This window comes from Collinsella sp. AF39-11AT (assembly GCF_003474585.1).
GTDB lineage: Bacteria > Actinomycetota > Coriobacteriia > Coriobacteriales > Coriobacteriaceae > Collinsella.
Map to the genome: position 1 here is coordinate 1 of NZ_QROG01000001.1, position 19,252 is coordinate 19,252.

A 19,252-nucleotide genomic window follows, 5' to 3' on the forward strand; every position below is an offset into this window, starting at 1 on the left:
GTTGCTGCCTAGGCTAGCCCCTTGTCACACAAACTACCGAAGCCTCTTGTTTTTTCCGATATGGATGGAACACTGTTGACGAGTGACAAGCAGATGAGCGACGCCACCTGGACGATGCTCGACGAGCTCGCACGTCGCGGCATTGAGTTTGTACCGTGCACGGGGCGTCCGCTGTCGGGCGTCTTTGAGGCCATCCTCGCCCATCCTGCCGTGCACTACGCAGTCTGCGCCAATGGCGCTAGCGTCTGGCAGCTCGACGAGGATGTGCCCACCGATGCCTCACGCGCCACGCGCATATTGAGCCGACCGCTCGACCGCGCCATCGCCCACCGCGTCCATAGCATTGCCGCCGGCCACGATGTGACCTTCGATATCTTCGCGGACGGGCGGTGCTTCCTCCCCCGCTCGCTCTACACGCGCCTGGACGAATTCTGCGGCGGAGATCCTCACATCGCGGCTTCGCTCAAGCGCACGCGAACGCCGATCGACATGGATATCGACAGCAAAATCGACGAGGTCGAGGTGCTCGAACGCATCGCCATGTACTGGCACGACTCAGCCGACCGCGATGCTATCGTGGCGGCGCTCGACACACTCGAAGGCATTGAGGTCACGCGTTCGTACGCCATGAATATCGAGGTCATGGGCGGGGGCGCCACCAAGGGAACGGCATTGGCTTGGCTATGTGGACATCTGGGCGAGCCTCTCGCCGACGCCTGGGCGTTCGGCGACAACATCAACGACATCCCCATGCTGCAGGCAGCGGGCCACGGTACGGCGATGATCAATGCCGAGCCCGAGGACCGCGAAGCCGCCGGCGCCATCACCGAATACGACAACGACCACGACGGCGTCGCCCGCGCCGTCATGGCCGCCCTCGCCTAGCAGCAGCAACCCGGCAGGGTAGCTAATTTGGGACGGGGCTTTTTTAGCTACCCTGGTCACAGTAGTCGTTGGGGGCACTCTTCGCGGGGCGCTGCAAGGACTGTCCCCATCTGCCGAATTAGGCGAGACTCTCCAGCACGCGACGGAGCTCCTGCTGGACGGCGTGGTCGCGGTTGCACCCCACCACGCGATCGGCGACTGCCTTGAGCGCGGGGCGCGCGTTTTCCATCGCGCAGCCCGTGCCGACAAAGCGAATGATCTCGTAGTCGTTCATCGAGTCGCCAAATGCCATGATCTCATCGCGCCCAATGCCGTAATGCTCCGCGAGCTGCGCGATGCCAGAGGCCTTCGACACGCCGGGCTGCATGGCATCGATCCACGCGTTGCCCGAAGGCGCAAAGGTAAAGAACTGGCCGAGCTCGCGCTGCAGTACGTAAGCGCTGTCCATAACGGCACCATCATCGCAAAAGATACTCGCCTTGATGATATTTACGCTGGGATCGGGCAGCTCCCAAATGCGCTCGGCATTGGGAAGGTCCTTATCCACCTCGCGCACGAACTTACTCTCGTCATCGAGCAAGAAGGACTTGGTTCGGTCAAAGAGTGCAAGATGCAGATTGGGAAACGTCGCGACGGCCTGGGCTAGCTTTCGAATCGCCAGGTGCGAATACACCTCACGGCCTACCATTTTGCCGTCGGCGTAGACCTGGGCACCGTTAGCTGCGACAAAGTCCATTTTGTCGCGAACGGGCGCAAAGAACTCGCACAGGCGATCGTAGCGGCGGCCTGACGACGCGGCAAAATGCACGCCATGCTCGCGTAGTGCCAGGATCAGTTCGTAGGTCTCGGGAGGCACCTGGCCATTTTCGTCAAGCAGTGTGCCGTCCATATCGGATGCAATCAGCTTAAACATAGAAAAGCTCCCTTCGGGCTTGCTGGAATCGAACGTGTATCCGATTCCAACGTACCCAAAGGGAGCTCAAATAAGACCCCGCAGTCATAAACGTTACATAGACCTGGCAAATAGCTCACGCGCACCAGAGAGCCCACGGTCGCGGCGTCAGGCGACACGCCAAAGAGTGTCCCCAGCGACTAGTCGTTTAAGAACGTCCCGATGATTAGTCGGCGTAGGTGAAGGTCGTGACGTCGAACATGCCCTCGGGGCGGATGCGGAGCGTCGGGATGACCGGCAGGGGCAGGAAGATGATGCCCATGATGGGGTCGAGCGGCGGCTCAATACCCATGGCGCGCGCCTTGACCATAAAGTCGTCGTGCTGCGCTGCGACATCCTCGGCCGTGCCCTCGCTCATCAGGCCACCGAGCGCCAGCGGAATGCGCGCCACGACCTCGCCGTTGCGCACCAGCACGTGACCGCCCTGGCCCACGGCCTCAACAGCAGCCATCATATCGGCGGCGTTGTCGCCCACCACGCACACGTTGTGCGAGTCGTGGCCGATCGTGGAGGCAATGGCACCACCGGTGATGGTGAAACCGCGCACCCAGCCGCGACCGATATGCTTGCCGACCAGGCCCAGGCCAGCGGGGCCGTCGCCGTCGACGCCCTCGGCTTGCAGCGACACGCCGCGGCCATGGCGCTCAATCAGCATAATGCGGCGCAGGCCCTCGGCGCTCTCGGGGCGAGCCATACCCGTGATGGCCTTACCCGGCACCACGTCAATCACAGCCTCGCCCGGCTTAAAGGCATAGTCGAAAACGTCGAGCGAAAGCTTCGGCAGCTTAACAGAGGCGCGCAGCTCATCGGCAAGGGCCGCAACCTCGGCCATCTCGGGTGCGATCTCGCCCACAAAGGTGCCATCCTGCGCCACCAGAGCACCGGCGGCATATACGCGATGCGGGGCCGTGGCAAACGTCAGATCGTTGAGCACCAGCAGGTCGGCACGCTTGCCCGGAGCGATGGCGCCGCGGAGCTCATGCGGATCGCGGCAACCGTGGTCCAGGCCAAAGGCCTCGGCCGTGGAAAGGGACGCCATGGAGATGGCGACCACCGGGTCGATGCCGGCCTCGATGGCCACGCGGCAGGCGTTGTCGATCATGCCGGTCGAAAGCGCGTCGGAGGGAGCGCGGTCGTCGGTCGCAAAGCAGCAGCGGCGAGCACGGGCGGGGTTTTCCAGCAGCATAGGCGACAGGTTGGCAAGATCATGGCTGCAGGTGCCCTCGCGCAGCATGACATACATGCCGCGGGATAGCTTGTCGAGCGCTTCCTCGGGAATCGTCGACTCGTGGTCGGCGATAATACCCGCCGCGGCATAGGCGTTGAGATCCTTGCCGGCAACAAGCGGAGCATGACCGTCAACCTGCTTGGACGGTGTCTGGTTGGCAGCATCGATGCGAGCGCAGGTCTCGGGGTCGGCCATAAAGACACCCGGCAGGTTCATCATCTCGCCCAGGCCAAAGACATCACCCGGATGCTCGGCAAAAAACGCCTGCATATCGGCGGCCGAAATAACGGCACCGGCCTGCTCATCGGGCAGTGCGGGCACGCACGAAGGCATCATGTACTTGATGGAGATGGGTGCGCGGCGACCATCCTCGATCATAAAGCGCAAGCCGTCGAGACCGGCAACATTGGCAATCTCGTGGCTGTCGGCAATGGCGGTGGTAGTACCGCGCGTCGCGGCCATGCGAGCATACTCGGCGGGACGGATGTTCGAAGACTCGATATGCAGGTGCCCGTCAATAAAGCCGGGAGCAAGATAGCGGCCCTGGCAGTCGATAACCTCGGTCGCCTCGTAGGTGCCGGCGGCATCGTCGCGACCGTCGTAGAGCACGCCGACGATTACGCCATCCTTGACGGCAACGCTACCGGGTGCCACGCGCTGGCCATATACGTCGACAATCTGCGCATTGGTAAACAGCGTGTCGACGGGCACGCGACCCTCGGCAGCGTCGATCACAGACCTCATGACCTCAACGGACATACATACTCCTTTAACCGTAGAAAAAAGCTGCAGGGCGGACAGACCTTCACCGCAGCAAACCAATAGCCATTGTATGCCCAAACGATGGGACAGCAATACACCCCCTGCAAATGACGAGAGCGGATAATCTCCCACTTTGAGCCCACAAACAGGCCAAAAACGGAAGATTATCCACTCTCATTCTGTGAGGTTAACTTACTCGTTAGACCAACTTAAATCCTTTGCGCTTGCCTACGGAGAGGATGTCGCCCAGCTTGAGGGCGCTGGGGTCGATGTTGTAGCTCTTGGGAGCCACGGCCTTGCCGTTGATCTTGACACCGCCGCCGTCGATATCGCGGCGGGCCTGGCCGGCGCTGGCCGAAAGGCCCAGGTCCTTGAGCAGGCCAGCGAGGTAGATCTGGCCCTCGTCGTTGACGGTCAGCTCAACGTGCTTCTCGGGGAAGTCGGCAAGCTGCCCCTCCTTGAACACGCGGTCGAACTCGGCCTGAGCCTCGTCGCCGGCACCGGCGCCGTGGTAGGTGTCGCACAGGTCGCGGCCAAGAGCGCGCTTGAGCTCGTAGGGGTCGGCAGAGCCATCGGCCAGAGCAGCATCGATCTTGTCGACCTCGGCCGGGGTGAGCGAACTGGCCAGACGATAGTACTTGCCAATCATCTCGTCGGGGATGGACATGGTCTTGCCGAACATATCCTTGGGAGCATCGGTCAGGCCGATGTAGTTGCCATAGGACTTGGACATCTTGCGCACGCCGTCGGTGCCCTCGAGCAGCGGCATGGTAAGCGCGATCTGCGGCTCCATGCCCATCTTCTCCATAAGCTCGCGGCCGGCGAGCAGGTTAAAGAGCTGGTCGGTGCCGCCCATCTCCACGTCGGCCTTAATCTGAACGGAGTCGAAGGCCTGCATCACGGGGTACAGGAACTCGTGCAGGGCGATCGGCGTCTGGGACTGGTAGCGCTTGGTAAAGTCGTCGCGCTCAAGGATGCGGGCGACGGTAAACTTGGAGCACACCTGCAGCAGGCCGGCCAGATCCATCGAAAGGATCCAATCGCCGTTGTGCACGATGGTGGTCTTCTCGGGGTCCAGGATCTTCATGGCCTGGCTCACATAGGTCTCGGCGTTGGCCTCGATCTGCTCCTGCGAAAGCTGCGGACGCGTGGAGTTCTTGCCCGAGGGGTCGCCGATCAGCGCGGTGCCGTTGCCGATGATAAGGGTGACGTTGTGGCCCAGGTCCTGGAACTGGCGCATCTTGCGCAGCGGCACGGCATGGCCCAGGTGCAGATCGGGGCTGGTGGGGTCGACGCCGAGCTTGATGTTGAGGGGCTCGCCCTTCTCAAGCTTCTTGCGAAGGTCGGCCTCGGGGACGATCTTCGCAGCGCCCGAGGTGATGATACGCATTTGCTCGTCAACAGACAGCATTGGGTATCCTCCTTTTGCTATAGCACCCTCACCGGATACGGCGGTGCTGGAAGTTCATAAACTCACTTATGATAACCAAAACGGCGCGACGCGGCACCTATGTCAGGAAAATCCTCGTCCTGCCGCGTGCATCGATGGCAACTGGCAAACGCGTGCCATCCCGCTCAACCAGATAGCGCGCCTGCCGACGACGCATGCAATCGTGACAACATGCCCCGGCTTGCGCCGCATCGGTGGCGCAAGCCCCCTCGGCGGTCAGCAGGCAGTGCTCGCACACCATGAGCTCGGTGCGGTCGGCATCGACGGGGCCCAGAACACCAAGTTCGGCCGTCAGTTCGGCAATACGCTCCGCATCATTGCCGAGCAACTCGGCCGGCAAGTACACCCGACCCGCGCCGAGCCCACGTAGCCAGGCAAGCGTAGTCCGGTTCGCACAGAACACCGGCGCCGCCACGTCAAACGTCACGCCCAGCTCGCGAGCGATCACCACCTGCCCCAGGTTGCGGCAGACGACGCGCCCGGCACGCTGCATCAGTGAGCGGGTCCGGTCAGCGTCACCCGTGCGGCACACCTCGTCGAGCACCACAACGGCGTCGGACAAATCGAGTTCTCCGCGCGGGTCGGCATCCATCAGCTGCCAAGCAAAAACCATGCGAGCGGGAACCGCGCACTCCACCAACTCCGTCGACGCACCGCCATCCACCGCAACGTCCTCAAAGGGCAGTACCTCAACGGCACGCGCAACGGGCGCAATCGCATCTGCCTCGGCCCGCATGCGCTCCAACACCGCCGCCGTCTGATCCAACACGCCGGCGCTGCGAATCAGGTACACCTCGCAGCCCGTGTCCACCTTACGCTTGCAATGCACGACAACGCGTTCCCCCGCCGCGGCACTCACCGGGCAGGGCACCTGCGGCCAGCGCTTGGGCACATCGGGACGCGCGTCGACACCCGGATAGAACCGAATCTCGAGCGTGTCACCCGCCGCCACGGCGGCGTCGAGCTCAACGGCCACCTCTTCGTGGCCCACAGCGACCAAGCGCCCCACGCGCACGCCCTGGTTGATTGCACGCTCAAAGCTCATAAGCTCGGCGCCCGAACGCCCTCGCAGGTACGCATCGGTAAACCCACGGTTAAACGACCTTCCCAGCTCTCGTTCAAGCGCCGGCACCGCATTGGCATCCCACGTGCCGTCGCGCAGCATATCGAGCGCGTGACGCCACGCCCTCACCACGTTAAAGACATAGTCGGGATTCTTCATGCGACCCTCGATCTTGAGCGACGCCACGCCGGCGGCAACAAGCTCGGGCAGGTGCGCAATGCCCAGGTAATCACGCGGACACAGCAGACGGTCCCCCTCAACGGCGACGACGCTCTCCCCCGCCTCGTCCACTAGGTCGTACGCCAGGCGGCACGGCTGTGTGCAGTCCCCGCGCATCGCCGAGCGCCCGCGTCTCAGGGCTGAGAACTCACAAGCACCCGAGTAGCCAATGCAGATGGCCCCGTGGCAGAACACCTCGATAGGCACGCCCGTACCGCACAAGGAGGCAATCTCGTCGACCGTCAGCTCGCGTGCCGTCGTCACGCGCTCGACCCCCAGCTCATCGGCGGCAAGCCGCACGGCGCCTTCGCTATGAACGCCCGCCTGCGTGGACAGGTGAATCTCGACGCCAGGAATCGCCGCACGCAGCGCGCACGCCAATCCGGCATCGGCAACAATCAGGGCATCGGCGCCCAGCTCCAGTGCATGAGCTCCCAACGCCGCCGCGTCGGACAACTCATCGTCAAACACGAACACGTTGAGCGTCACGTACACACGCACGCCATGGGCATGCGCCACGGCACAACCGCGCGCAAACTCGTCATCCGTAAAGCCATGGGCGCTCACACGGGCGTTAAAGTCGCCCAACCCCGCATAGATGGCATCGGCGCCCGCGGCGATGGCCGCAAGCATCTGGTCGAGTCCGCCCGCCGGCGCCAGCAGCTCGGGCAGCGCCGCACCGGCACCATCCAATCCAGTCTCGTATTGTCCGCTCGGCCCCATCGTCCGAATCGCCATCGGCAAACTCCTTACCAAGGTATGCATTCACTCTGAAAAATGCCGTCTTCCAGCATACACGAGGCCTCGCGCGCCCCGTTTGGTTTATCGTGTAATAACTTATGTCCATCCTGCCCCGACGGCACATCCACCGTCCGGCACGACATACCTGGAGGTCAATATATGGGTCCTCGCCAACGACAGGGACGCAGCCGTTCAAAGACGCATGCCCTGCCCATAATCCTGCTCTCGTTTTTGGGCTTTCTGCTTATCGCGGGCGTGGCATTTGGCATCGGCATGGTCGGCAACGTCAACCGCTGGCTGTCCGATCTGCCCGACTACACCGACGCCAACGCGTATCTGGTGAGCGAGCCCACCGAGATCGTCGACTGCAACGGCAACAAGATCGCGAGCTTCTACACGCAAAACCGCAAGTCCATCACCAAGGACGAGGTCTCCCCCTACGTGCTGCAGGGCACCGTTGACGTCGAGGACGAGCGCTTCTACGAGCACGGCGGTATCGACCTGTGGGGTATCGCGCGTGCTGCGGTGGCAACCCTCGGCGGCGGGCACGAAGGCGCCTCGACTATCACCCAGCAGCTGGTGCGCAACACCATCCTGCAGGAGGAGCAGTTCGACTCGACCATCGAGCGTAAGGTGCGCGAGGCCTACATCGCCGTCAAGATGGAGGACATGTACTCCAAAGACGAGATCCTCATGATGTACCTCAACACCATCTATTACGGCCACGGCGCCTACGGCATCGAGGCCGCAGCCGAGACCTATCTGTCCAAGAGCGCCGCCGACCTCACCCTCAGCGAGGCCGCGCTGCTCATCGGCCTTCCCAACTCGCCCTCGCAGTACGACCCCACGGTCAACCCCGACCTGGCGCTGTCCCGTCGCAACAAGGTCCTTGACAACATGTTGCGCCTGGGCCACATCACGCAGGAGGAGCACGATGCCGCACAGGCCGAGCCCATCACCCTCAACGTGACCGAGATTTCGGGCAGCGGCGTCGACATATACTCGCAGCCCTACTTTGTCGCCTATGTTAAGCAGCTGCTGGAGCAGGAGTTCTCGACCGACGTGCTCTTTAAGGGCGGCCTGACCGTCAAGACCACCATCGACCCCACCATGCAACAGGTGGCCGAGGAGGCTGTGCGCTCGCAGCTCGACACGCTTTCGCTCGACGGCCTGGACATGGGCATGGTCGTCGTAGACCCCAAGACCGGCTACATCAAGTGCATGGTGGGCGGCTACGACTACAACGCCGACGAGAATCACGTGAACCACGCTACGGCAAAGCGCCCCGTGGGCTCCACGTTTAAGGCCTTTACGCTGGCAACTGCCATCCAAAACGGTATGAACCCCAACGTCACCCTCAACTGCAACTCGCCTCTTACAGCCAAGGGCACTACGACCAAGGTGCAAAACTATGCCAACCAGAGCCATGGCAACATCACGCTTAAGCAGGCAACGGCATACTCATCCAACACCGGCTACATTCAGGTGGCAGAAGCCATCGGCAACAACAAGATCATGTCGCTCGTCAAAAAGCTCGGCATCGACCCCGCCAAGGACAATATCGAGGACGTTCCCGTCATGACGCTCGGCACCGGGTCCATCTCGCCGCTCGAGATGGCATCGGCCTACGCCACTTTTGCCAACGGCGGCCATTATCGCCAGCCGATCGCCATCACCGAGATCGACTCGCGTACCGGCTCGGTTCTGTACCAGCACACCGACAATCCCACGCAGGTGCTCACCGAAGGCGAGGCTGCCGCGGTTACCGACGTTCTATCCGGCGTCATGCAGGGCAGTGGCACGGGTGCCGCCGGCGCACCGAGCGTCAACCAGCCCTATGCCGGCAAGACAGGTACCACTGACAACACCACCAACCTGTGGTTCTGCGGCTACACGCCGCAACTGGCATGCGCCCTGTGGACCGGTTATTCCGCAGGCGAGATTCCCATCCAAAAGTACGGTACGGACCTGCTGGGCGACAGCACCAACCTGCCCGTCTTTAAGAAGTTCATGAACACTGTTTTGGCCGGAACCGAGCGCGAGGAGTTCCCGACCGGAACGGCCCCCACGTACAAGAACAATAACGTCTGGAAGTTCTACGGCACCAACAACACCAAGAAGACGGAAAGCGACGAGGACGAAGACAAGGACGAAGAGGAAACCACCACCACGACGACCACAACGACCACGACCACCGAGACCACAGGCGGCGACACCACCGGCGGCACCGGTACGACCGGTGGCTCGACGGACGGCTCCACTGGTGGTTCGACCGGCGGCGATGGCGGCACGCCTACGCCCACTCCCGACCCCTCGCCTACGCCCACTCCCGACCCCTCGCCCACGCCTGACGATACGGTCGGCTAGAAATCATCCGGCCATAAGCAACAAGGCCCCCGAGCAGCTTATTAACTGCTCGGGGGCCTTTTAGTTTAAAGCGACCTGGTGGGCGGTCTTTATGCCTGCAAACAAAAAAAGGGGGGGGTACCGACCAACGTCGATACCCCTTACAAGCCACTATGTCAGCGCACGCAGGGCCAAGCGCACGACCCGCACGCCTACTTGCGAGAATTGCTCAGCTTATTGATCAGCGCCTCGAGACGCTCGCCGTCCTCGGCCGTCTGGGCAATAACCAAAATCGTATCGTTGCCGGCAAGCGAGCCAAGCACATCGGGCAACTCTGCCGCATCAACGGCGGCGGCGATGCCGGAAGCCGTGCCAGGCTGAGCCTTGATCATAACCAGATTATCGGTGCGCAGAACGCCCGTTACGAGCTCGGAAACCATACGCTGCAGGTGCAGGTCCTCTGCCAGAACATAGATGCCCTCAGGGAGCTTACGCAGCCCCATATCGGCAATATCGCGAGAGACAGTCGCCTGCGTGCAATCAAAGCCCATAGCGCGGAGCTCATCGACCAGCACGCGCTGCGTGCGGACGTCCTTATTGCGCACAATATCTCTAATGGCATCCTGGCGCCCATTGCGTTTTTTAGCCATACAAACCCTCACTCCAAAAGATGGCGGAGACAATCAATCAATGATTGAATAGTTTAACGCTATTTGAAAGCTTTTGTGTATAAGAACGCATTTCGAAACAATTCCATGCAAGTTTGTTTCGAAATGAGCGCCCCTAGGCAGTTTTGGCACCAGTTCGGTTAAGAAAAGCAGCCAAATGCGTATACATCACGCAACGCGTAGGCTTCGCGCTTGCAATTGGCCCAAACAACAAACCGAGTCCGCGGTGGTCATCCTTAAGCGCCGCAACCATCTGACGAGTTCGGGGTGCCTCAAGCATATCACGCATACGGGCGGAGCGTTCAATTGATGACACCCCATGCGGGCTCAGACACAAATTCTCGATGCAGGCGACCAGTCCGGCAAAGTAGAACTTCTGGCTTGCCAGCATGAGCCAACCACCGCTATCTGCTTCCGAGAGTGAGTCCGCAAGCTCATCGAGCGCTCGGGTGTCATCGGATACCTTGGCATACATGGTGGGATCAAAGGCATCTGTAAGCTTAGGCGCCGCCGCGTGGAAACAAGCGTCGCCGCATCCGGAGACGTGCTGTGCCTGCGAGAGCGCACACGCCATAAACCCAACAGTGCGAAACGTCTTATCGCACAAAAGGCATGCTTCAAACAGCGGACGGGTGTACATCACGCCAGAGACTTGAGCAACCAAGCCACCTAAAATCAACTGAGGCAGCCCGGCCACCATCGAAGATTCGCTATCAATGGAAATATGAGTAGCATCCAAGACGCGCGAATGGCGCTCTCGATGTGCATCATAGCGGTCGAGCGACACCGTGGGGAAGACTATGTCTGCCGCAGTATTGCACGCGATATCGACCATCTTGGAAAGGGCGTGCGGAGCAAACCACTCATCGGCGTTCATGGCGATGATTTGAGAGCCGCGCGAGGCATCAAAACCGGCACGAAGACAAGCGCCGCGCTTAGCGTCCTCGACGTCAATCAAATCAATATGGATGTCCCTGTCGGCAGCAACTTGAAGCGAATGGCGTACACCGGGCGCAGCATCGCGGCAGACAACGACAATCTGCAAATCATAGAGGTCTTGGTTCTGGATACTCTCGAGCGCACGCATCGCATAGCTGGGCGAACCTTCTACCACAAGGATCACCGAAAGTCGCGGATGCGAGCCACGTCGAACCAAGTTATCCGTCCTCTCGACAGCAGTGAATCAAACTGTCGTTCATGGTACACCCCGGCAATAAAAGCAATGAGACACCGGTTGTATTGCACGCCAAGAACAGATGTTGCACACGCGCAGCCCACAGATGACAGGTGTCGACGCACGACGCGTCGAGCCCTCCCCTAGTCGATCACGACAAGCTCGGCGGGATCGTAATCCACGCCCATAAACGTAAGGCCGCAGGCAGGAGCCGTGGGGCCCGCAGCGGTACGGTCGCAAGCATCGATGACCTCACGCATCCACCCAGGTTCATGGCGATGCATACCAATCTCGACAAGCGTGCCCACGATCGTACGGACCATCGAATGCAGAAACGCATTGCCCTCGATGGTGAACGTCAGGATGTCCTCGCCAAACGCAACCTCATGGCCAAACTCGGCACGCATCACGCAGCGATGCGTGGGCTTGCCAACGGCCGAGGCAACCTTGCAAAAGCTTTTAAAGTCCTGCTCGCCCAGCAGCGCGGGGCAGGCAGCAGACATTGCCTCAACATCCAAGGGATAGCGATGCCACCACACGGCACCGCGGGACAGCACGGGGCGCGTATCTCGATCGGCAATACGGTACGTATACGTACGGGAACGCGCGTCAAAACGTGCAGAAAAGCCTTTACGGGCCTTGTAGACCTCGTTTATAGCGATATCTTTGGGCAGCAGGGCATCCATAGCCCGCAGCCACCTACGGCGCGTACACGCGAGCTCAGCGTCCGTTACGGGCACGCTGATGTACTGAGCCACGGCATGCACGCCGGCATCGGTACGCCCTGCGCATGTCAGATCGATCGGGCGGCGAAGCAGCGTCTCGATGGCTCGACGCAGCTCACCCGCAACCGTCGTCTGTCCCGGCTGCTCGGCAAACCCGCTATACGACGAGCCGTCATAGGCGACGCGGAATACAAGGGTAGCGTCAAGCTCGAGAATCGAATTGAAATCAGACGGCGCAGTCATGGGCGCTCCCAACAAACAAGCAACAGTATCGCGACAAAAAAAGAGGGGTACGCGAACGTACCCCTCGAATATAGCCTATGCAGACGGAATGTCTACTCAGCGGTCTCCTCAGCAGGAGCCTCCTCGGCAGCGGTCTCCTCGACAGCCTCGACCTTCTTGGGAGCAGCGGCCTTCTTGGGGGCCGGAGCAGCCTTCTTAGCCTTAGGCGTGCAAGGCTCGGTGACGAGCTCCATGATAACGATGGGAGCGTTGTCGCCCTTGCGGTTACCGAGCTTCATGATGCGGGTGTAACCGCCGTTGCGGTCCTGCCACATGCCCTGAGCAGCCTTGTCGAAGATCTCGGCAACGAGCTGCTTATCGCCGAGCTTGGCGATAGCCAGACGACGAGAGTGCAGGTCGCCCTTCTTGGCCCAAGTGATGATCGGGTCGACGACCGAACGCAGCGCCTTAGCGCGGGTCTCGGTGGTCTTGATGCGGTCGTTCTCGAAGAGGGCCTTAGCAAGGCTCTTCTTCATGGCCTTGGTGTGGCTCGCATCGGTGCCGAGCTTCAGGCCCTTCTTAACGTTGTGACGCATGGTCTAGTTTCTCCTCAAATATGCGAAGCATTAAGCCTTCAGGCTCAGGCCCATGGACTCAAGCTTGTCCTTCACTTCCTCGATCGACTTAACACCGAAGTTACGGATGTTGAGCAGATCGTTCTCCGAGAACTCAACGAGTTGACGGACCGAGTGAATGCTGGCGCGCTTAAGGCAGTTGTAAGAACGGACGGAAAGGTCCAGATCCTCGATCTGCTTGTCCAGCTCGGCGTTGTCGTTGGTGACCTCGGGAGCGAAGATCGAAGCCTCCTCCTCAACCTCGGGGGTCTCGGCAAGGTTCATAAAGGCGGCCATATGCTGATTGATGATATTGGCAGCCTGGACCACGGCGTCGCGCGGGGCGATGGAGCCGTTGGTCTCGATCTCGAGGACAAGGCGGTCGTAGTCGGTGTGCTGACCGACACGGCAAGCCTCAACGAGCTTGGCGCAACGGGAAACCGGCGAGTACAGCGAGTCGACGTGGATCACACCGATGGGATCGTTGTCGCGCTTGTTGGCCTCGCCAGAGACATAGCCGCGGCCATAGCCGATGCGCATGCTCATGGTGAGATGGCCACCCTCGGTGAGCGTAGCGATGTGCTGCTCGGGGTTGACCAGCTCAAACTCGGACGGAATAAAGAAGTCCGCACCGGTTACCTCGCAGGGGCCGTCAACCGAGATGGTGGCGGTCGCCTCGTCGGTCGTGCCGAGAGCCCTGAAGACAAGACCCTTGACATTCAGGACGATGTCGGTGACATCCTCGACCATGTTAGGGATGGTCATGAACTCGTGCTGCGCACCATCGATCTGAATAGCCTCGACGGCGGCACCCTCGAGCGAGGACAGAAGAACGCGACGAAGGGAGTTACCCAGCGTATCGCCGTAACCACGCTCGAGCGGCTCGACGGAGACACGAGCAGACGTCTCGTTGATCTCTTCGACCTGAACCTGAGGCCTAATGAATTCTGACATGTATTACCTCCAGCCTCAGCAGCCCGGATGGACTACTTAGAGTAGAGCTCGACGATGAGCTGCTCGTTGATATCACCGCTGATCTGCTCACGCGTCGGCAGAGCGAGCACGTTACCAGACAGCTTCTCGATATCGACCTCGAGCCAGCCAGGGACCTCAAAGCGCTCGGAGGAAATCAGGGCCTCCTTGATGGGGAGGAGGTCACGGAACTTCTCGCCGACAGCGACGACGTCGCCGGCCTTGACGCGGTAGGACGGGATGTCCACACGCTTGCCGTTCACGGTGAAGTGACCGTGACGGACGGACTGACGAGCCTCTTTGCGGGTGCGGGCGAAGCCAAGACGGAAGACGACGTTGTCGAGGCGAGACTCAAGGATGATCATGAGGTTCTCACCGGTGACGCCGTTCATCTTGCGGGCCTTGTTGAAGTAGCCGTGGAACTGCTTCTCCAGAACGCCATAGATGAACTTGACCTTCTGCTTCTCGCGCAGCTGCATGCCGTACTCAGATTCCTTGCGACGGCGCTTGGGCTGACGGATAGATTCCTTCTTGCTGCTGTAACCGAGCTCAGCGGGATCGATCCCGAGCTGACGGCAGCGCTTAAGAACAGGAGTCCTGTCGATTGCCATATTGATACGATCCTTTCAGTTACACGCGGCGACGCTTCTTGGGGCGGCAGCCGTTGTGCGGAATGGGGGTCTTGTCCTGGATGCTCGAGACCTCGAGGCCAGCAGCCTGGAGGGAGCGGATGGCGGTCTCACGACCGGAGCCGGGGCCCTTGACGAAGACGGAAACCTTCTTCATACCGTGCTCCATGGCCTGCTTGGCAGCAGCCTCGGCAGCCATCTGGGCAGCGAACGGCGTGGACTTACGGGAGCCCTTGAAGCCCACCTGGCCAGCCGACTTCCAGGAAATGACGTTGCCCTGGGGATCGGTGATCGAAACGATCGTGTTGTTGAACGTAGAACGAATGTGAGCCTGGCCCACGGAAATGTTCTTACGGTCCGCGCGCTTCAGACGGGCAGCGCGAACGTTCTTCTTAGCAGTAGCCATCTATCTAGCGCTCCTTATTTCTTCTTCTTAGCACCGATCTGACGCTTCGGGCCCTTGCGGGTACGAGCGTTAGTGTGGGTGCGCTGGCCGCGGACCGGGAGGCCCTTGCGGTGACGAAGGCCGCGGTTGCAGCCGATGTCCATAAGGCGCTTGACGTTCTGGTTGCGCTCACGGCGGAGGTCGCCCTCAACCATGATCTGGTTCTTATCGATATAATCGCGGATGGCGTTAACCTCATCCTCGGTGAGGTCCTTAACGCGCGTATCCACGTTAACGTTGCACTCGACGCAGATCTTCGTCGCAGTGGTGCGGCCGATGCCGTAAATGTAGGTCAGACCGATCTCAACGCGCTTCTCACGCGGGAGGTCGACACCATTAATACGGGCCAACGTAGTCTCCTCTCTTAACCCTGACGCTGCTTATGACGGGGGTTCTCGCAAATGACGAGGACCTTGCCATGGCGCCTAATGATTTTGCACTTATCGCACATCTTCTTGACCGAAGGACGTACCTTCATCGTTCTTCCTTTCGGTAGCGCTCAAACTACTTCCCTACTATCTACTCGCCCAGCCGCAGGCGTTTAAAACTATGGCTGGTCTTCACACACAATCCGACCGTAGGTTGAGCTAAGCCTGCAGCCGGAAGTGGAGTGCGTGTATGCGTGCCGCTATTTGTAGCGATAGGTGATGCGGCCACGGGTCAGGTCGTACGGGGAAAGCTCCACGACAACCCTGTCACCGGGGAGAATACGGATGTAATTCATTCGAATCTTGCCAGAAATGTTGCACAGAACCGAATGACCGTTCTCGAGCTCGACCTTAAACATGGCGTTGGGCAGCGGCTCCTTTACCGTACCCTCGAGCTCAATTGCGTCTTCCTTCTTCACAAGCAATCATCTTTCTCTAGAAAACGACAGCGATTGAGTATTCTACAATACGCATGCACGTATCGTAATATCTTCGTAATGGCTCCACAACTAAGCGGAACTTGTTACTTTTCAGAAATGTAGATGCCGACGTGTTTGAACGCGGCCCCTACATTTCACCGCCCTGCAAGGAACACCAAGCACCTTGGGCATCCGTGGTGAGAATCACCGGACCGTCATTGGTAATGGCGACGGTATTCTCGTAGTGCGCGGCGGGCAGGTGGTCGTTGGTCGTAACAATCCAACCGTCGGAGCCCGTGCTCACATGGTTGGAACCCATCGTAACCATCGGCTCGATGGCAATGACCATGCCGGCCTGGAGGCGAACGCCCCTCCCCTTCTTTCCATAGTTAGGAACGTTGGGGTCCTCGTGCATCACGCGGCCAATGCCATGGCCCACATAGTCACGAAGCACGCCGTAACCGTGAGACTCGGCGAGGGACTGAACGGCATAACCGACGTCCCCGATATGGTTACCGGGAACAGCCTGCTCGATGGCAGCCTTAAGACAATCGCGCGTGACCTCGCACAGGGCCTTAGCCTCGGGCGTGGGGGTGCCGACGAAAAACGTCCAAGCGTTATCGCCGACCCAACCGTCGACAACGGCTCCCGTATCGATGGAGATGATATCGCCATCGCGCAGGATCATGTCGGGGTTGGGAATACCGTGGACCACGGCATCATTGATCGATGCGCAAATGGTCCCCGGGAACCCGCCGTAACCCTTAAAGGCCGGGGTGCCGCCATGCATGCGGATAATCTGCTCCGCAAGCTGATCGAGCTCAAAAGTCGAAACACCGGGGCGCACCATGGCTCCAACGTGGCGGAGCGCCATCTTAGATAGCGCTCCTGCCTTCTTCATCTGCTCGATTTGCGTTGCAGACTTAATCTTGATCATAGACCGAGAGCCTCTTTGACATCCCCGTACACGGTCTCGCGAGCCTGGTCGCCGTTGACCGACTTGAGCAGACCCTGGCCACGATAGTAGTCGACGAGCGGGCTCGTGGACTTCTCGTAGACGTCGAGACGATTCTTGATGGTCTCGGGCTTGTCGTCGTCGCGCTGATACATCTCGCCGGCGCACTTGGGGCAGGTAGCATCGGCAGCGGTGCCGGTGTAACCACAGGCGCGGCAGGTGCGACGCGAAGACAGACGATCGATGATGACCTCGGGGGCCACGTCGACCAGAAGGGCGCAGTCGATCTCGCGACCCATGGCGGAGAGCTCGGAGTCGAGCGTCACAGCCTGGGCGGTGTTGCGCGGGAAGCCGTCGAGGATGAAGCCCTGCTGGGCGTCATCGGCAGCAAGGCGCTCCTTGACAAGGTCGATCACGAGCTGGTCGGGAACGAGCTCGCCAGCGTCCATGTACTTCTTAGCCTGAATACCAAGCTCGGTGCCACCCTTGACGGCAGCACGCAGCAGGTCGCCCGTGGAAATGTGAGCGACGCCAAACTCGGCGACGAGCTCCTGCGCGACGGTGCCCTTACCGGCACCCGGAGCTCCGAGCAATACGAGGTTCATGAGCAATCCTCCTCTAGCCTATTTAAAGAATCCATCGTAATCATACATCTTGATCTGGCCTTCGAGCTTATCGACCGTGTCGAGCACGACGCCGACCATGATGAGGATGGACGTGCCGCCAAATGCCTGGATCAGATGGTTACCCGTGAAGGAGAAGATGATCGAAGGCACGATGGCGATGAGCGCCAAAAAGACAGCGCTGGGAAGCGTGATCTTGTTGAGCGCGTTCTTGATGTAGGCCGCGGTAGCCCTACCCGGACGGACGCCCGGAATAAAGCCACCCTGCTTCTTAAGGTTGTCGGCCGTGTCATCGGGGTTGAACACCATGGAGGTGTAGAAGTACGCGAAGAACACGATGAGGACAACGTTAAGCACCCAGTTGAGCCAACCGGTCGAAAGCGCAGAGGCAACTGCCTGAATCCAGCCGATGCCGGGGAAGAACACGGCAATCTGAGCCGGGAAGTACAGCAGCGCCGAGGCAAAGATGATCGGCACGACGCCCGCGGTGTTGACCTTGATGGGCAGGTAGGTGGTCTGGCCACCCATCATGCGACGGCCCACGACGCGCTTGGCATAGGAGACCGGGATGCGGCGCTGGCCGCGCTCAAGGAAAACAATCAGCGGGATAACCAGCAGGATGATGGCGCAGATGATCACCATGGTGATGATGCCACCGGCATTACCCTCGGTGCTGGAGAAGATAGCCTGCGGAAGGCCGGCCATGATGTTCGCAAAGATGATCAGCGACATGCCATTGCCGATACCGCGCTGGGTGATGAGCTCACCAATCCACATGATCAGCATAGCGCCTGCGGTGAGCGTACCGACGATCATGAGGTCGAAGATGATCTCGGGAGCGCCGGCGCCATTGAAGCTGATGCCGAAGCTCTTAAAGAGGAAGAGGTAACCCACGGAGTTGAGGATTGCCAGAGCCAGGGTGAGGTAACGCGAATACTGCGTAATCTTGGTCTGACCGACCTCGCCCTCGCGGGCAAGCTCATGCAGGGAAGGCACGACGGCCTGGAGCATCTGGAGGATGATCGAGCTGGTGATGTAAGGCATGATGCCCAGCGAAAACACCGACACATAGCTCAACGCGCCGCCAGAGAAAAGATTCAGGAGGGCCATAGCACCTGCGGCGACCGAATTGTTATCGGTCGAGAAAAGGCCCAGCATCCCCTGGAAGGGAATGCCGGGCACAGGAACGTGCGCACCAATGCGGTACACGACGAGCATAGCTATGGTAAAAAGAATCTTTTCGCGCAATTCTTTGATGCGGAAAGCATTCTTAAGACCATTTAGCACGGCAGCTCGACCTTTCCGCCAGCGGCCTCGATCTTGGCCTGCGCAGAAGCGCTGACCTTGTCGACCTTGACCGTGAACTTCTTGGTGAGCTCACCATTGCCGAGCACCTTGACGGGCTCGAACTCGCTCTTGGTGATGCGAGCGGCCTTAAGAGCGGCACCGTCGATTACGGCGCCGTCCTCGAACTTACGCTCGAGACGCTCAACGTTAACAGCGGTGTACTCGATACGACGGGGGTTGCGGAAGCCCGGAAGCTTGGGCAGGCGCATAGCCAGCGGAGTCTGGCCACCCTCGAAGCCGGCACCCTTGGTGCCACCAGAGCGGGAACCCTGGCCCTTCTGGCCGCGGCCAGAAGTGGTGCCGTGACCCGAAGAATTGCCACGGCCGACGCGCTTGCGGTTCTTGGTGGAACCGGGCGCGGGAGTAAGATCGTGAAGCTGCATTT

Annotated in this window: 20 protein-coding genes; 2 read left to right on the top strand and 18 right to left on the bottom strand. The window is 60.2% G+C overall.

Annotated features, from left to right (window positions below):
- The first annotated feature begins 21 nt into the window (after window positions 1-21).
- A complete protein-coding gene (locus DW037_RS00005) occupies window positions 22-885 on the top strand; it encodes a Cof-type HAD-IIB family hydrolase (RefSeq protein ID WP_255413671.1) in 864 nt (287 codons plus the stop codon).
- 118 nt (window positions 886-1,003) lie between these two features.
- On the opposite strand, the gene DW037_RS00010 is transcribed toward DW037_RS00005, so the two are convergent.
- The 4 genes from DW037_RS00010 to DW037_RS00025 form a co-directional block, all read right to left on the bottom strand.
- On the bottom strand, window positions 1,004-1,798 hold the full coding sequence (locus DW037_RS00010; protein ID WP_118098921.1) for a Cof-type HAD-IIB family hydrolase: 795 nt from the start codon (window positions 1,796-1,798) through the stop codon (window positions 1,004-1,006).
- A gap of 205 nt (window positions 1,799-2,003) precedes the next feature.
- Entirely contained in the window at window positions 2,004-3,824 is a 1,821-nt protein-coding gene (locus DW037_RS00015; protein ID WP_118372609.1) for an adenine deaminase, read from the bottom strand.
- Between the two features lie 202 nt (window positions 3,825-4,026).
- On the bottom strand, window positions 4,027-5,238 hold the full coding sequence (tyrS, locus tag DW037_RS00020) for a tyrosine--tRNA ligase (protein ID WP_199578277.1): 1,212 nt from the start codon (window positions 5,236-5,238) through the stop codon (window positions 4,027-4,029).
- Between the two features lie 97 nt (window positions 5,239-5,335).
- Window positions 5,336-7,297 (bottom strand): U32 family peptidase, encoded by a 1,962-nt coding sequence (locus DW037_RS00025; RefSeq protein ID WP_158571885.1) that lies wholly within the window; start codon window positions 7,295-7,297, stop codon window positions 5,336-5,338.
- Between the two features lie 162 nt (window positions 7,298-7,459).
- Here DW037_RS00025 and DW037_RS00030 point away from each other — a divergent pair, with 162 nt between their 5' ends.
- On the top strand, window positions 7,460-9,667 hold the full coding sequence (locus DW037_RS00030; protein ID WP_118372611.1) for a transglycosylase domain-containing protein: 2,208 nt from the start codon (window positions 7,460-7,462) through the stop codon (window positions 9,665-9,667).
- A 191-nt stretch (window positions 9,668-9,858) separates the two neighbouring features.
- On the opposite strand, the gene DW037_RS00035 is transcribed toward DW037_RS00030, so the two are convergent.
- From DW037_RS00035 to rplO, 14 genes are all read right to left on the bottom strand, one after another.
- Entirely contained in the window at window positions 9,859-10,296 is a 438-nt protein-coding gene (locus tag DW037_RS00035; RefSeq protein ID WP_006235280.1) for an arginine repressor, read from the bottom strand.
- Window positions 10,297-10,429: 133 nt separating this feature from the next.
- The gene (locus DW037_RS00040; RefSeq protein ID WP_370448153.1) at window positions 10,430-11,437 is read right to left on the bottom strand and encodes a glycosyltransferase family 2 protein; all 1,008 of its coding nucleotides are present in this window, start codon (window positions 11,435-11,437) and stop codon (window positions 10,430-10,432) included.
- Window positions 11,438-11,631: 194 nt separating this feature from the next.
- On the bottom strand, window positions 11,632-12,456 hold the full coding sequence (truA, locus tag DW037_RS00045) for a tRNA pseudouridine(38-40) synthase TruA (RefSeq protein WP_118372613.1): 825 nt from the start codon (window positions 12,454-12,456) through the stop codon (window positions 11,632-11,634).
- Window positions 12,457-12,548: 92 nt separating this feature from the next.
- The gene (rplQ, locus tag DW037_RS00050; RefSeq protein WP_089573564.1) at window positions 12,549-13,031 is read right to left on the bottom strand and encodes a 50S ribosomal protein L17; all 483 of its coding nucleotides are present in this window, start codon (window positions 13,029-13,031) and stop codon (window positions 12,549-12,551) included.
- A gap of 30 nt (window positions 13,032-13,061) precedes the next feature.
- Complete coding sequence (locus DW037_RS00055) at window positions 13,062-14,003, bottom strand: DNA-directed RNA polymerase subunit alpha (protein ID WP_006235276.1); 942 nt, start codon at window positions 14,001-14,003, stop codon at window positions 13,062-13,064.
- Window positions 14,004-14,035: 32 nt separating this feature from the next.
- Window positions 14,036-14,632, bottom strand: a complete 597-nt coding sequence (rpsD, locus tag DW037_RS00060; RefSeq protein WP_006235275.1) for a 30S ribosomal protein S4 — start codon at window positions 14,630-14,632, stop codon at window positions 14,036-14,038.
- A gap of 19 nt (window positions 14,633-14,651) precedes the next feature.
- The gene (rpsK, locus tag DW037_RS00065) at window positions 14,652-15,056 is read right to left on the bottom strand and encodes a 30S ribosomal protein S11 (RefSeq protein ID WP_006235274.1); all 405 of its coding nucleotides are present in this window, start codon (window positions 15,054-15,056) and stop codon (window positions 14,652-14,654) included.
- A gap of 14 nt (window positions 15,057-15,070) precedes the next feature.
- Window positions 15,071-15,445 (bottom strand): 30S ribosomal protein S13, encoded by a 375-nt coding sequence (rpsM, locus tag DW037_RS00070; RefSeq protein ID WP_022094275.1) that lies wholly within the window; start codon window positions 15,443-15,445, stop codon window positions 15,071-15,073.
- Window positions 15,446-15,459: 14 nt separating this feature from the next.
- Window positions 15,460-15,573, bottom strand: coding sequence for a 50S ribosomal protein L36 (rpmJ, locus tag DW037_RS00075; RefSeq protein WP_006363204.1), 114 nt, complete (start codon window positions 15,571-15,573; stop codon window positions 15,460-15,462).
- A 150-nt stretch (window positions 15,574-15,723) separates the two neighbouring features.
- Window positions 15,724-15,942 (bottom strand): translation initiation factor IF-1, encoded by a 219-nt coding sequence (infA, locus tag DW037_RS00080; RefSeq protein ID WP_035137443.1) that lies wholly within the window; start codon window positions 15,940-15,942, stop codon window positions 15,724-15,726.
- A gap of 148 nt (window positions 15,943-16,090) precedes the next feature.
- Complete coding sequence (gene map / locus DW037_RS00085) at window positions 16,091-16,879, bottom strand: type I methionyl aminopeptidase (protein ID WP_006235270.1); 789 nt, start codon at window positions 16,877-16,879, stop codon at window positions 16,091-16,093.
- On the bottom strand, window positions 16,876-17,502 hold the full coding sequence (locus DW037_RS00090) for an adenylate kinase (RefSeq protein WP_055252238.1): 627 nt from the start codon (window positions 17,500-17,502) through the stop codon (window positions 16,876-16,878). The genes map and DW037_RS00090 overlap by 4 nt, the downstream gene beginning before the upstream one ends.
- An 18-nt stretch (window positions 17,503-17,520) precedes the next feature.
- Window positions 17,521-18,807 carry a preprotein translocase subunit SecY gene (gene secY / locus DW037_RS00095; protein WP_035137447.1) on the bottom strand — a complete coding sequence of 429 codons (1,287 nt, stop codon included), beginning with the start codon at window positions 18,805-18,807 and terminating at the stop codon, window positions 17,521-17,523.
- Complete coding sequence (rplO, locus tag DW037_RS00100) at window positions 18,801-19,250, bottom strand: 50S ribosomal protein L15 (protein ID WP_006235267.1); 450 nt, start codon at window positions 19,248-19,250, stop codon at window positions 18,801-18,803. Before rplO ends, secY begins: the two co-directional genes overlap by 7 nt.
- Window positions 19,251-19,252: the final 2 nt, after the last annotated feature.